Annotated in this window: 16 protein-coding genes; all 16 read left to right on the forward strand. The window is 54.7% G+C overall.

Going from position 1 to position 14183, the window contains the following annotated elements:
- The first annotated feature begins 4 nt into the window (after positions 1-4).
- The 16 genes from F5I99_RS03585 (at position 5) to F5I99_RS03660 (ending at position 13952) form a co-directional block, all read left to right on the forward strand.
- Entirely contained in the window at positions 5-301 is a 297-nt protein-coding gene (locus tag F5I99_RS03585) for a VpaChn25_0724 family phage protein (RefSeq protein WP_151053687.1), read from the forward strand.
- A 1-nt stretch (position 302) separates the two neighbouring features.
- Positions 303-875 (forward strand): DUF3486 family protein, encoded by a 573-nt coding sequence (locus F5I99_RS03590; RefSeq protein ID WP_151053688.1) that lies wholly within the window; start codon positions 303-305, stop codon positions 873-875.
- Entirely contained in the window at positions 872-2440 is a 1569-nt protein-coding gene (locus F5I99_RS03595) for a terminase large subunit domain-containing protein (protein WP_151053689.1), read from the forward strand. Before F5I99_RS03590 ends, F5I99_RS03595 begins: the two co-directional genes overlap by 4 nt.
- Positions 2440-3987 (forward strand): DUF935 domain-containing protein, encoded by a 1548-nt coding sequence (locus tag F5I99_RS03600; protein WP_151053690.1) that lies wholly within the window; start codon positions 2440-2442, stop codon positions 3985-3987. Before F5I99_RS03595 ends, F5I99_RS03600 begins: the two co-directional genes overlap by 1 nt.
- Positions 3984-4181, forward strand: coding sequence for a hypothetical protein (locus F5I99_RS03605; RefSeq protein WP_151053691.1), 198 nt, complete (start codon positions 3984-3986; stop codon positions 4179-4181). The genes F5I99_RS03600 and F5I99_RS03605 overlap by 4 nt, the downstream gene beginning before the upstream one ends.
- Entirely contained in the window at positions 4181-5455 is a 1275-nt protein-coding gene (locus F5I99_RS03610; protein WP_151053692.1) for a PBECR2 nuclease fold domain-containing protein, read from the forward strand. Before F5I99_RS03605 ends, F5I99_RS03610 begins: the two co-directional genes overlap by 1 nt.
- 114 nt (positions 5456-5569) lie before the next feature.
- A complete protein-coding gene (locus F5I99_RS03615) occupies positions 5570-6037 on the forward strand; it encodes a phage virion morphogenesis protein (protein WP_151053693.1) in 468 nt (155 codons plus the stop codon).
- Positions 6038-6260: 223 nt separating this feature from the next.
- The gene (locus F5I99_RS03620) at positions 6261-7412 is read left to right on the forward strand and encodes a phage protease (protein ID WP_151053694.1); all 1152 of its coding nucleotides are present in this window, start codon (positions 6261-6263) and stop codon (positions 7410-7412) included.
- Between the two features lie 43 nt (positions 7413-7455).
- Positions 7456-7851, forward strand: coding sequence for a hypothetical protein (locus tag F5I99_RS03625; protein ID WP_151053695.1), 396 nt, complete (start codon positions 7456-7458; stop codon positions 7849-7851).
- Positions 7852-7897: 46 nt separating this feature from the next.
- Positions 7898-8788, forward strand: a complete 891-nt coding sequence (locus F5I99_RS03630) for a Mu-like prophage major head subunit gpT family protein (protein WP_151053696.1) — start codon at positions 7898-7900, stop codon at positions 8786-8788.
- 65 nt (positions 8789-8853) lie between these two features.
- Positions 8854-9306, forward strand: a complete 453-nt coding sequence (locus tag F5I99_RS03635) for an HI1506-related protein (RefSeq protein ID WP_151053697.1) — start codon at positions 8854-8856, stop codon at positions 9304-9306.
- Between the two features lie 2 nt (positions 9307-9308).
- Positions 9309-9737: a gp436 family protein gene (locus tag F5I99_RS03640; RefSeq protein WP_151053698.1), complete on the forward strand. Its 429-nt coding sequence runs from the start codon at positions 9309-9311 to the stop codon at positions 9735-9737.
- Positions 9737-10159: a phage tail terminator protein gene (locus F5I99_RS03645; protein WP_151053699.1), complete on the forward strand. Its 423-nt coding sequence runs from the start codon at positions 9737-9739 to the stop codon at positions 10157-10159. The genes F5I99_RS03640 and F5I99_RS03645 overlap by 1 nt, the downstream gene beginning before the upstream one ends.
- The gene (locus F5I99_RS03650) at positions 10156-10899 is read left to right on the forward strand and encodes a phage tail tube protein (RefSeq protein WP_151053700.1); all 744 of its coding nucleotides are present in this window, start codon (positions 10156-10158) and stop codon (positions 10897-10899) included. The genes F5I99_RS03645 and F5I99_RS03650 overlap by 4 nt, the downstream gene beginning before the upstream one ends.
- Before the next feature lie 66 nt (positions 10900-10965).
- Positions 10966-13590 carry a phage tail tape measure protein gene (locus tag F5I99_RS03655; protein ID WP_151053701.1) on the forward strand — a complete coding sequence of 875 codons (2625 nt, stop codon included), beginning with the start codon at positions 10966-10968 and terminating at the stop codon, positions 13588-13590.
- The gene (locus tag F5I99_RS03660; RefSeq protein WP_151053702.1) at positions 13587-13952 is read left to right on the forward strand and encodes a hypothetical protein; all 366 of its coding nucleotides are present in this window, start codon (positions 13587-13589) and stop codon (positions 13950-13952) included. The genes F5I99_RS03655 and F5I99_RS03660 overlap by 4 nt, the downstream gene beginning before the upstream one ends.
- Positions 13953-14183: the final 231 nt, after the last annotated feature.

Raw genomic sequence — 14183 nt, forward strand, 5'->3', positions numbered from 1 at the left:
TGCCATGACTTATCAAGAAGAACGAGAGCAACACCAGCGCCTGTGCATCCTGCGCACGCTCAATGAGCAGACTGGATATCGCGCCAACGAGTCGTTTCTGATGGACGTGCTGAGCCGCTATGCGCTGGACCTGTCTCGTGATGCGCTCCGTACCCAGCTTGCCTGGCTGGCTGAACAGCGTCTGATCACTACAGAACAACTGGGCAGCACTACCATCGCCAGTATCACCCAGCGTGGTCAAGATGTATCAAGGGGTCTGGCTACGTTGCCAGGCATTAAGCGTCCGTCTGCAGGAGCCTGACATGACAAAAGTCACGCGAGGCCGACGTTCCAAGATTGACCTGCTGCCAGCCCCTGTCCGGAAATCCCTGGATGAAATGCTGCGCAACGGTAAGTGGACACAAGCCGAGATCCTGGACGCCATCAATGAAGTCATTGAAGAGCACGGGCTGCCCGAAGAGCAGAAACTGTCCCGCTCCGGTTTGAACCGCTACGCCACCGAGATGGAGCAGATCGGCAAGGATCTACGCGAACTGCGTGAGCAGACCAGTGCACTGGTGGCCGATCTGGGCGAAGCCCCCCAGGGTGAAACCACCAAACTGATATTGGAGATTGCCCGCACCCAGCTGTTCAAAGCCATGCGTGACCAGATGCTTAACCCGGAAGAGTCAGTCGATATCGGCATGCTGAAAGATGCGATGCTGGCCGCTCAGCGCCTGGAATCCACTGCCATGAATGCCCACAAGCGTGAGAAAGAGATCCGTCAGGCATTCGCTGAAGAAGCCGCTGCCGCCGCTGAAACCGTGGGCAAGGCGCAGGGCTTAACCGCTGAAAGCGTGTCACAGATCAAGCAGCAGATACTGGGGATTGTATGAACCTCCAACAAACCGCCATCAGTCAAGCTGTCGCCACCAGTCTCGCAGATCTACAACAGTTCAGCGCAGACGAAGTGCTGCTCGGTTATCAGAAGCGTTGGATTGCAGATGACTCACCATTAAAGATTCATCAGAAGTCACGCCGTACAGGTATTACCTGGGCAGAGGCGGCTGATGCAACGCTGTGTGCCGGTGCCGCAAAGAGCGAGGGCGGTTGCAATCACTTCTATGTTGGCTCAAACAAAGAGATGGCACGGGAGTTTATCGACGCGGTGGCTATGTGGGCCAGAGCGTTTGACCGTGCGGCTGGCGAGATCCAGGAGGAAGTACTCCAGGACGACGACAAAGATATCCTCACCTTCGTGGTCTACTTTGCCAGCGGCTTTAAAGTGCAAGCGCTCAGCTCCAACCCCAGCAACCTGCGCGGTATGCAAGGGAACGTCACAATCGATGAGGCCGCTTTCCATGATCGTCTTGCTGAAGTACTAAAAGCTGCGTTGGCACTGACCATGTGGGGTTCAAAGGTTCGCCTGATCAGCACCCACAACGGCATCGACAACCTGTTTAATCAACTCATCCAGGACAGCCTAGCCGGGCGCAAGCGCTACAGCATTCATACAACCACGCTAGACGACGCTTGTGCTGATGGTCTCTACCGTCGTATCTGCCAAATAACGCGCAAAGAATGGACACAGGAAGCCGAAGACAAGTGGAAAGCAGATCTGCTTAAAGATACCGCCACTGAAGAGGACGCCCTGGAAGAGTACTACTGCGTACCCAAACAAGGCGGTGGTGCCTACATCCCGCGTGGCCTGATCGAGCGGGCCATGCGTCCAGACATTCCTATTCTGCGTTATGAGGCCCCAGGCGATTTCACCCAGTGGAGCCAGGCACAGCGCGAAGCCGAAATGAAAGCCTTCTGTTATGAGGAAATAGCGCCACACCTGGCCGAGCTGAACCCAGAACTCAATCATGTCTTCGGTGAAGACTTTGCCCGCAGTGGTGACCTGACCGTACTGTCCCCCGGCATGATCATGAAAGACACCCGGATCCGCACGGCGTTCCTGGTGGAGTTACGCAACCTGACCTACGAACAACAGCGCCAGGTGGTGTTCTACATCATGGATGGCCTGCCGCGATTGATTGGCGCGTCCTTTGATGCTACGGGTAACGGTGGCTATCTGGCTGAACAGGCGGCACTAAAATACGGCACCGAGCTGGTGGAACAAGTGCAGCTCAGCCTCAACTGGTACCGGGAATGGATGCCCAAGTTCAAGGCCAAGTTTGAAGATGCCGATATCGAGATCCCCAAAAACGATGACGTGTTGACAGACCTGCGCAAAATCCAGATGAATCGGGGTGTGCCCCAGATCGAGAAAGGCAGTGGTAAAGGGGCTGACGGTAAACAGCGCCATGGGGATGCAGCCGTGGCGCTGTGCATGATGGTACGTGCAAGCTATATGGAAGGTGCACCTATCGAATTTATGGCGCTACCGAATCGACGCGCCGACTCAACCGATGCCGACGACGACAACTTTAACAGCTACAAAGGCGGTGCCTGGTAATGACTAAACTAATCGACCACCGGGGCAATCCGATCCCCTGGCCCAGCGAACAGCAACTGCAGACTGATGAATCCAAACTGGGCCACCTAAAGCAACACTTTGCCGAGCACCCATCCAGTGGACTAACGCCGGTGCGGCTGGCAGCAATCCTTCGTGATGCTGAGCAAGGCAATCTGATCAGTCAGTGTGAGCTGGCAGAGGATCTCGAAGAGAAAGACGGACACATATTCAGTGAGCTGCAAAAGCGCAAGCTGGCCATGCTCAATCTGACGGGCCGTGTGGCACCACCCCGAAACGCTAGCGAGCAAGAAAAGAAGGATGCCGCCTGGGTGCAGGAGCTGCTGGACGAGATGCCCGACTTTGATGACCTGGTGCTGGACATGGCCGATGGTGTGCTGAAAGGGTTCAGCAACATTGAGCTGGAGTGGCAGCGTGCAGGTAATGACTGGTTTCTCGGTCAGGCCCACTATCGTCCCCAGAGCTGGTTCCAGTTGCACCCCGATGATCGTAATCAAATTGTACTGCGTGATGGTAGTGCCAAGGGTGCTGAGCTGCAATCCTTCGGCTGGGTGCGCCACATCCACCGCTCACGCTCCGGCTATCCAGGGCGTAATGGTTTAGCGCGAATATTGTCCTGGCCGTACCTATTTAAGAACTACAGCGTTAGAGATTTAGCCGAGTTTCTGGAGATCTATGGCCTGCCACTTCGCCTGGGCAAATACCCCAGTGGTGCCAGCGATAAAGAAAAGTCCACATTGCTGCAGGCGGTGATGAGCATCGGTCACAATGCCGGTGGCATTATCCCCAAAGGCATGGAGATCGACTTCCAGGAAGCGGCCAAAGGCGCGGCTGATCCATTTGAGGTGATGATCAACTGGTGTGAACGCACCCAGTCCAAAGCGATTCTCGGCGGCACGCTGACCAGTCAGGCCGATGGCAAAAGCAGCACCAATGCCCTGGGCAATGTACACAATGAGATCCGCCAGGAGCTGCGCGACTCCGATCTGCGACAGATAGCAGGAAGCATCACCCGAGATCTGATCTTCCCGCTGTGGATGCTGAACTGTAAAACAGCCGGAGATCCACGCCGTGCTCCTCGTTTCGTGTTCGACACGTCGGAACCAGCTGACCTGGCACATTACAGCGAATCCCTGCCGCCGTTAGTCAACATGGGTATGCGGATCCCGCTAGACTGGGTACATGAAACCCTACAGATTCCAACCGCTGAAAAGGATGAAGAAATCCTCACCAGCGCACCCACACTGCCAGGCATGGCACCCTTGGCCGCATTGAAGGCACAAGCAGTCGCTGATGCAGACGTGGTGACTCAATACACCGAGCAGCTGCAGCGCGTCGCTCAGAAGCCGGTCACAGGGATGATCGATCAGATACGTGACCTGGTCGAAACAGCAAACAGCCTGGAAGCTATCCGGGATGGCCTGCTGGCATTGGATATCCCTATTGAGCAGCTGGCCGATGCCATGAGTCAGGCACTCACTGTGGCAGGACTGGCCGGTCGCTATGAACTGCTGCAGGAGGCTGAATGAAAGCACTGATCATCATGCTGGGTTTGTTAATTCTAACGGCTTGCAGCAAAAAAATTGACTCCAATGAGGCTGCCAAAAAGTGTCTTGATCAAGGGGCAGAAAAAATCTCTATATCTGTACCCAGTAAAACAGGGGACGCTTATTACATAACCTGTACGTTTGATGCAGAGACATTAAAAGCGAGGGCAGAATAATGCCTCGCTATGGCAGTCGACCTTTTAAAGAGGCTATAGACTACTTCAACCAGAAGCTGCCGCTTCCTACCACTGGGTTTCAGGACGTCTATGGCCAGCAGCATGATCATGCCTTTATGGTGGCCGGTGCCAACCGTATGTCGATCGTTGAGGGATTCGCGACGGCCGTGCAGGCGGCAATCGAGAAAGGCGAAACCCTGCAGGACTTCCGCAAGCGCTTTGATGAGATCGTAAGTACCGAGGGCTGGGACTATAACGGTAGCCGTGGCTGGCGATCACGCCTGATCTACGAGACCAATATTCGCCAGGCATACAATGCTGGGCGCGAAGCCCAGATGGATGATCCTGAATTCCGAGATCGCTTTCCATACAGTGAGTACGGTCACTCTGGCGCTGAAAATTTCAGACCCGAGCACAAAGCATGGGATGGTTTGGTGCTGCCAAGCGACGACCCGTCCTGGGCCTGGCGATCACCCTCTAACGGCTACGGCTGCAAGTGCAAGAAATTCCCCAGGTCGCGCCGTTGGCTGCAGCGCACAGGCAGGTCCGTTGATACAGCTCCTGCAACTGAATACCGCGAATTTGTGGACAAACGCACCGGTGAAGTGAGGCAAATCCCCAAAGGAATCGATCCCGGTTTCGAGCATACACCTGGTCGCAGCTGGTTACGGAACCAGACAATGACGGCGACAGATTGGCAAGACGCTGTAAAACGTGGCGGTGTTGATACGATCCCCTATGGTCCTGCTGCAAAGCCGACCATGCCAAAAGAAACGCCAATATCTAACACACTGCTGATGGATGATGATCTACCACCCGAGCGCTATGTAAATGCCTTCCTAGAAGAGTTTGGCGTAACAGGTCCGGTAATCTATCGTGATGTCACCGGTGAGCCAATTGCCATCAACGATTATCTGTTTCGCGATACCCTGGGCAATTACAAAATAGACAAGGACGGTATGCGCCACCGCTATATGCGGCTGCTGGCAAGGACCATTACACAACCGGATGAGGTTTGGTCGCTCCTTGAACCGGATCTTTCGACACCAGGGAAATACCGTATCAAGCGCCGGTACCTGAAGCGCTGGATGATTGAAGAGGACGGACAGGAAGTGCATGGCTTCAGTGCCTTTGAATATGGTCAGGGCGTGTGGTCAGGGAATACAGCCTTTACACCAGGTCGCCGCCGTGGCTCTGAAAAAGTACCGGCACGACAAAGCTATATGGAAAGTATGCGGGAAGGTGTGTTGTTGTACCGCAGAGAAGAGGATTAAGTGGTGTGTAGCGCAGTCGCTCCACCAGTACGCCACCTGCAGAGTCATTGGATAGCCCTTGGAGGCCTTCCCCTGCATGGATTACACACCACACTGATAGTATAGGAGCCAACAATGGCCGGATCAACCAGCGGTATCCGCGTAGACTACGACGACAGCCATGTGCAGGCCGCGCTGGAAAAGCTTTTCAAGACGGTTAAAAACACACGGCCCGTTATGGCCGAGATTGCCGAGTACCTGCATGGCCGTACCCGTGAACACTTCGACAACCAGCAAGACCCTGATGGTAATGCCTGGGCACCACTGGCTGACAGCACACTGGAACGCAAGCAAGCCCAGGGCGTACCCATCAATAAGATCCTGCACGGCCAAACCCTGCACCTGCGCGACACCATCTTCCCATTCTTTGGTAATGACGAAGCCGGAGTCAGCACCGGCCCAGGTACAGACGCTTATGCTGCAACGCAGATGTTTGGTGATGAGAGCCGTAACATCGAAGCGAGGCCGTTTATGGGGCTGGGAGAGGAAGACGAGCGCGAGGTGTTAGCGATTATTGAGGATGAACTGCTGTCCGCGCTATGAACACGCCCACAACCGTGCTGACACGCTTCAGCAGATCAGCGCAATGATGTTACACATAATGACCGCTTTAACCTTGTAAAGCCTTTATAAACACAACCGGCCCCGTTATCAGACACTGCTGACCCTCACACGGGCCAATTAGATCTAAATCCTCTCTGACTCAGTGTAAATCTTTTGCCCCTGTTCAAAAGACCTTAGATCAACCAGGCGCGATCATGAGGGCATGAAAACACATAGCCCCACACACTACAGTAGCTCAGCAAGCAGCCAGCCCATTACTAACGGGGCGGGGCTGGCTGTTCTGAGCACCACTCAATCAGACGGCATGGCCATCCTGGCCATGGAGCTGACGCCAGATAACGATGGCTGGTATCAGCTGCTGCCCGCTGGAAACTTCCGTGCCATTGATGGTCGCCCGCTGGATGTGGCGGCAGGTCATTGGCATCTCGGTGCTGAAGCAGCGGCGGGTCTGATTGCTCTGGCACAAAGCGCCACTAATGATCTGGTCATCGACTACGAACACCAAACCCTGAACGCTGACAAGAATGGCCAACCCGCACCCGCTGCAGGTTGGTTCCGCGATATGCAATGGCGTGATGGCTCTGGCCTATGGATCAAACCCCGCTGGACAGCACGTGCCAAACAATTCGTTAACGATGGCGAGTACCGCTATCTAAGCGCCGTTTTCCCCTATGACACCACCACTGGCCAGCCACTGCGCTTACATTCGGCTGCGCTGACGAACCGCCCAGGCATAGATGGGATGCAGCCGCTTGCCTCCCTGACCGCAAACCACACCCTGAATCAGGAGAAATCCATGAACGAACTACTGAAAAAACTGCTGGCACAGTTGGGGATCGAGTTTGATCCTGCCACTGCCGCCTTAACCGAGCAGCAGGAAACCGAAGCCCTGGCAGCATTGAAAGCCCTGGCAGACAAAGCCGGTACCGTTGATACCCTGGCGACTCAAGTCGCCGCATTGAAGGCCCAGGATGGTGGACAGCCGGATCCGCGCAAGTACGTGCCAATCACGGTGGTCACGGATCTGCAGGCACAACTGGCCGTCCTCACGGCTGAAAGCAAAACCGGTCAGTTGGATCAGTTGATCCAGTCTGCCAAGGATGACGGACGCCTGATCCCCAGCATGGAAGAGTGGGCGCGTGAGCTGGGTCAGAAGGACATGGCTGCATTGAGTGCCTTCCTGGATAAAGCCTCGCCGATCGCCGCGCTTAAGCAGCAGCAGACCACAACCACCACAACCACCCGCGAAGATCCCGACAATCCGTTGGCGGCACTCAGCGCCCAGGAATTAGATGTCTGTCGTGAGACAGGTGTTTCTCCTGAAGCCTACCTGAAAACCAAGAAAGGACAGTAGTCGGCTCGGCTGACAACTTCCAGACCAATATAGGACAGCAGTCATGACAGCACTGAACAAAAACCGCCCGACACCACGCCGCCTCCCAGGCCAGCACGTTGATCCAGTCGCTGGCAGTGTGCAGATCTTTTCAGGTGCGCTGGTAGTCCTGAACGCCACCCACTTTGCCGCACCAGCAACAGCCGCAACAGGCCTGCGCACTCGCGGTGTAGCCGTGGATGCGTCAGATAATCGCACCGGCAGTAATGGCGATGGCTTTATAACCACGCAGACCGGCCCTCACCGCTTTATTAATGCTGGGGATATCACCCGTGAGCATATCGGTACGAGCGCCTACATCGTGGATGACCAGACCGTCACCGCCGTTTCCACTGACAGTTCCGTGGTAGGACGTATCGATGACGTCGAGCCAGACGGTGTCTGGGTGGTGATCGAGTAACCCCGACTTAACGCGCAACCGATTAGCCAAACTCCAGGAGAGTGAAATGGACGTAAATGCACAGAACCTCAGCATCCTCAACACAGCCGTATCAACGGCGTTTAACAGCGCGTTCGAGGGGGCTGAGTCACAGTACACCCGCATCGCTACCGTGGTGCCCTCAAAAACTGCCGCTAACACTTACGCCTGGTTGGGTAACTCCAGCCACATTCGTGAGTGGTTAGGCGAGCGTGTTATCAACCGCCTGAAACAGCATGACTTCACCCTCAAGAACAAGAAGTTCGAGAAGACAGAGGGTATTCCCAGGGATGCAGTCGACGATGACCAGTATGGCGCGTATATGCCACTGTTCGCGCAGATGGGTCAGGACGCCAAAGAGTTCCCGGACCTGCTCACCTTTCCTCTGTTGAAAAACGGTTTCACCGAACTGTGTTACGACGGTCAGCCGTTCTTTGATACGGATCACCCTGTCGGTACCAAAACAGTGACTTCCGTATCCAATATGCAGGCGGGTTCAGGTGATCCTTGGTTCCTTCTGTGTACCAAACGCCATATCAAACCACTGATCTGGCAGAACCGTCGCGACTTCAAGCTAGTGATGAAAACCAATCCTGAGACCTCGGATCACGTTTTCATGACTGACGACCTTCTGTGGGGTGTTGATGGTCGCTGCAATGCTGGGCTGGGTTTGTGGCAGTTAGCGTTCGGTTCCAAAGCTGAGCTTAACGGGACGAACTTCAGCGCGGCCCGCACAGCCATGATGAAGTTAAAAAACGATGCTGGTAGCCCCTTGGGTGTTATTCCTGACCTGCTGGTGGTTGGCCCAGACAACGTGACCAAGGCAGAAGTGCTGCTGGAAGCAATGAACAAAGCCAACGGTGAATCCAACACCAACTACAAAAAAGTTGAGTTGATGGTCTGCCCTTGGTTGGCCTAACCCCTAGTCACTGAGGCAGGGGTTCCCTGCCTCTCATTGACACTGATCGAGAGAGGACACATGAAATGCCTATTCGTATCACATCTGCTATCAACGGTTTCCGACGTGCTGGCGTCGCTCACACGACGGCTCCGACTACTTATCCGGATCAATTCTTCACCGAGCAGCAGCTCGCACAGCTGGAAGCGGAACCGCGCCTGGTTGTCGAACACATCTCCGCTGATGAGATCACAGATCCGGTTATTGATTCGCAAGGGACCGTGGAGCCAGACAGCGTACCTGGGACTGTAGACACCACCACAGACACCACCTCAACTGATGAAGTCGGGGAAGGTGTCAACCTGCTGCAACCGCTGATTGACGTCATTGCGAGCCTGGACCCGCAGGATGAGGCGCTGTGGAACAAGGATCGCACCCCCAAGGCAGCGAACTTCCCTGCCGGTACATCTGCTGAAGACCGTGCCAATGCCTGGGAGATGTTCAAGGCTGGCATCGATAACCAGGAACAGGACGCCTAACCATGCAGCTCTATGCGACCACCCAGGACATGATCAACCGCTTTGGCGAGGATGAGCTGCAGCTGCTCACAGACCGTGATGGCTCCCTGGGAGCGATTGCGGATCTGGTGCTAGACCAGGCGATTGCCGATGCCAGCGCCGAGATTGATGGTTACCTGGGCGGTCGTTACCAGTTGCCGCTGCCCACTGTGCCAGCCGTGCTGACCCGTATCTGCTGCGATATCGCTCGTTACCTGCTGCACGATGAGCAGGCACCCGAGCAGCTGCAGAAACGCTATGCAGAGGTGGTCGCGTTCCTGCGCAGCTTGGGCAAAGGTGAGATCAGTCTGGGGCTTCCAGATACTGGCTCAGCGGGTCCCAGCAACAACCTGGCACAAATTGAATCAGCCGGATCTGTGTTCGGGCGCAAGCAAAGCAAGGGGTTCATCTGATGATGGAGCTGACAGATGACTATCTTGCAGCTGAGTCTGAACTGGTTGCACTACTGGAAGATAATGTTGGCGAACTGCGTAAGGTTTACACCTCGGTCGATCTGGCCGAGTTGAAACAGCGCAGTCAGGTGACCCCAGCGGCACACGTGATCTACTGGGGCGACACCCCGGCTCTGGCTGCTCAAGGCGGTGCAACCGGGCATGTAACACAAACATGGATGGTCGTGTTAGCCGTTAACCTGCGCAAAAAGGATGATGCCGGTCCGCTGCTGGCACAGATGATTAAAACGCTGGCTGGTTATCATCTCACCCTGGGCAACCTGGTACGCCAGGCTGCACCTAAACCCACGTTCAATGCCGGTTTCGGCTACTACCCACTCGCATACGAAATTAAATTCCGAACCAAAGGAGCCAAACCATGAGCGGATTACTGCTTGCAGGTGACGTCTACTTCGACCGCCTAACCGATACCGGCGTTTCCACAGGCCTTATTGGCCCGATCAACGCCACCCAGTTGTCGATCAACACCCCGTCGGATACGGTTGATCGCCCCTCAAAGAAAAAAGCCAGCTACGGCCAGGCGCTTAATAGCGTCACCATCGCTAAGCCCACTGAGATCACCATTCAGTTTGATGATCAGCCTGCTGAGATGCTGGCTATGGCACTGTTGGGCGACGTGGAGCAAATCAACCAGGGCGCGGGTGATGTGACCGATACCCTGATCACCCTGCCACCCGCCGGGCGTTGGCTGAAGCTGGCCCACAGCAACCTGTCAGAGACAGGCATCAGTGCAAAAGATGATCAGGATGTGGCTATTGCTCCAGCAGCCTACGAGATCAACTACGCCACTGGCATGATCGCAGCGACGGCTGAAGGCGCACTGGCAGCAGGTGGTGAGATTAAGCTCAGCTACAGCTATGCGGCAGTGTCTGGCTCACGGATCAAGGGCGCTGTACGCAGCACCCTTCGCGCTCGTGTGTTCGTTGATGGCACCAACTTAGCAACAGGAAAGCCCGTCAAGTGTGATATTCCCTTGATCAATGCGGCACCGACTGAAGCCGTCGATCTGATGGCCTCGGAATACGTCAGCACCACCCTGGGCGGGAAAGTGCTGCTCAAAGAGGGTGAAACCGCACCCTTCTATCTGGATCAGGAAGACTGAACATAGCCCACCCCCGTGGAGGGCGCGGCCCTCCGTTTTGCCGTTAGACACAGCCGGAACTAACACATGAGCCAAAGAAACCTCGCCATACGATTGCTAATCACTGCCAGAGATGAGGCGTCCGGAGTACTCGGTGGCCTGCGTCGTAATGCGGGTAAGATCGCGGCAGCCATTGTCGGTTATTTTGGCATCAAGATGTTTTCGGGTGCGATCAGTTCAGCGGCTGCATTCCAGGAGCAGTTGTCGGTTGTCCAGGCAATTACTAAAGCATCGGTTGAGGAGATGGAGCTGCTACGCAAAGCAGCTGATGAAGCCGGTACCAATACACGCTATACCGCTACCGAAGCTGCACAGGCATTGGAAAGTCTAGCCCGCGCCGGTCTTAATGCGCGTCAATCTGTTGAAACGCTGCCTGCTGTACTGGCTCTGGCTCAGGGAAATGGCCTGGAGCTGGGTCAGGCAGCTGGCTTTGTTACAAAAGCTGTACAAGGGATGGGGTTAGCGTTCGATCAAGCTGGAAGAGTTTCTGATGTTCTATCTAAAGCTGCTGCAAGTGCAAGTACAAGTGTTGAGGGAATTGGAAACGCGCTTTCCTATGCCGCGCCTACGGCAAATGCACTGGGGCTAACGCTTGAACAAACAGTCGCTATTATTGGTAAGTTTGCTGATTCTAGTATCGATGCCAGCCGCGCCGGTACCGCACTTAACTCAATACTTGCGCAGTTCAGTGATCCAGCCAGCAAATTCCGTCAAGAAATGGCGTCGCTGGGCATCTACACAACTGATTTCTATGAAGCAATGGAGCAGCTTGCGAATGCTGGGCCTGCTGGCCAGAAAGCGATTCGGGCAGTGGGACTGGAAGCGGGTCCAGCGTTACAGGCTTTGTTGTCAAAAGGTATCGGCTCACTCAAAGAGCTGAGGGACGAGCTACAGAATGCCGAAGGATCTGCTCAGGATGCGGCCGACACGATGGACAGCAACCTGAATGGCGCACTTCGTGGGTTAGGTAGCGCCTGGGATGCAGTTAAACGGACACTGGTAGACCCGTTACTGGATCCTATTACCGAGCAAGTAACCAGACTGTCATCACGCCTGCGCAGCTTTGTCAGCGAAGGCGTTGTTCAGCGAGCTGGCGAGATACTGGCTTCAGTTTTCACAACAGCACAGAAAAATTTCAATGAGTTTCTGGACAACTTCGATCTGGATCAGGTGGTGCAGCAGCTAAAAGGCTGGCTGGATCAGACAAAAGAGACTGTTGATGTATGGCTTGAAAGGCTACAGACAGCTAGTACTTATGGAAAAATTGCCTTTCTATCAATAGCAACTGGCGTTCAAACCCTACAAGCAACAATGCATGGTTTTGCGGGCGTGCTGGCTCAGGTTATTGCAGGCATTATTGAGAGATTCGGAGCAGCTTTCGGGTTGTTCAGTCGCTTCTCCAGTACAGCCAGAAAGCTGTCTGAAGAGGCAGACAGCCTTGCTAGAAGCTTCCGGGCGTCAGCAGAAGAGAACTATCAAAAAGCTGCTGAGGCTATTGATAAAGCAACTGACTCTGGCCGTGAGTTACGTGAAGCATTTGATCAGCTCTCTGAAACTCAACAGTCTGCATCTGAATCGATAGAAAAGCTGGTTGAATCAGAAGAAACTCTGGCTGAGCAATCGGGTATCACCGCTGACCAGCTGGACTCTCTGGGTGATTCAGCCGACTACGTAGGTGGTGAAGCACAACAGGCAGCGACTGGTATCGATGCCGTCACCGAATCAGCCTCTAATGCAAACGATGAGCTGGAAAAAGCAGAGGTTGCGGCTGCAAAACTCGCAAGTGCCTATGACGAGCTGGGCATCACCTCTCAATCTGCCCTGGATGATGCGGCTGAAAAATCCCGCCAGGCATTCGAAACCATAAAATCCAGTGGCCAAGTCACAACCCGCGAATTGAAACAGGCTTTCCAGGCCTATGCCCAGCGAGCTATCGAAGCCAATAACGGTGTAGCCAGTCATGCCCTAAAAGCAGAAGCCGCACAGAACGGACTAAAGCTGACAGCCGATGAAACCGGTCGCGTGATTGTTGAATCCATGCGTGATGCGGCCAGAGCCACCAGTGATATCAAAAATGCCGCTGATGATGCGTCAGGCGCATATCGCCGCATGGCAGCGGATGCACAGAAAGCGGGCGATGCCAAAAATCAGAGCAATGGTGGCAGTGAAAATGACGAAGGTGACAAAAAAGAACGAGTCACCAAAAGCGGTGGCACATTCCGAGCTGGCAAGTACTCCATGTCAGACCTGGAAGCGTTAGATAAAGATCTTGCCCAGCGAGCTGCAGAAGCAGTTGCAGCACTAAACATGAACCTTGCCAGCGACGGCAGCAGCACAGCCTATCGTAAAGAGCGCTATGAAACCGCCATGCGCAACATCGAGTCAGCTGCAAAAGCCGCCGAAAGACGGCAAGAAAGCCAGCGCCAGTCAGAATCTACACCCGAGCAAAAGCCAGGTACAAGTTCGCTCGACGAACTCAGCAAAGCCATGGAACAGGCCTTAGCTAAAGCCATCCCCCAGGCTCAAGCAGCCAGCAAAAAGACTGAAGTGACCCTTAATCTCCCCACTGGAAAAGTAACTGGCATGTTTGACGACACTGAAGCCGACAGATTGATTCGCTCACTGACAGACATGGCGAGGATCAGCCGATGATTACCCTGGATTCAATCATATTGCCGGACATGATTTGGTCTGATGAGTTTACCTGGCGGCCAGTCTGGCAGCGGACAGAGCGAACTCTGACCCAAAAGCTTTTCATCGAAACTGGTCCTATACACAAGGGTCGCCCAGTCACTCTGACAGATGCATGGGTCACCCGTGCAACCCTGCAGCAGCTGCAAACTCTCGCCAGCACACCTGGCACAACTCACACCCTGACCCTGCAGGGGCAGACCTACACAGTTGCCTGGCGTCACACAGAGCAGGCACTGACAGCCGAGCCAATCAAACCCGTCACCGATCCGGATGATGATGACTTTTACTCACTGATACTCAGATTAATGGTGGTTGCATGACTATCCGCGAACAAGACATAAAACTAATGGCCTCCGAGCGGCTCCTGGATGCCGAGGACGGCGGTGGACAGATGAGCGCCATTGAGGTGGTCGATGGCGTAGTCAATAACCTGTTCCCAGACATTAGCCGCCTCGACCGCACCTATGGCAACGTCGGCCTACGCAAAGTCTATGCCGCCGTTAAGACCGCCAACCGCGATATGTACTACGGTGCCCACGCGATCATCACCG

It is taken from the genome of Nitrincola iocasae (assembly GCF_008727795.1).
In the GTDB taxonomy this organism is placed as follows: domain Bacteria; phylum Pseudomonadota; class Gammaproteobacteria; order Pseudomonadales; family Balneatricaceae; genus Nitrincola; species Nitrincola iocasae.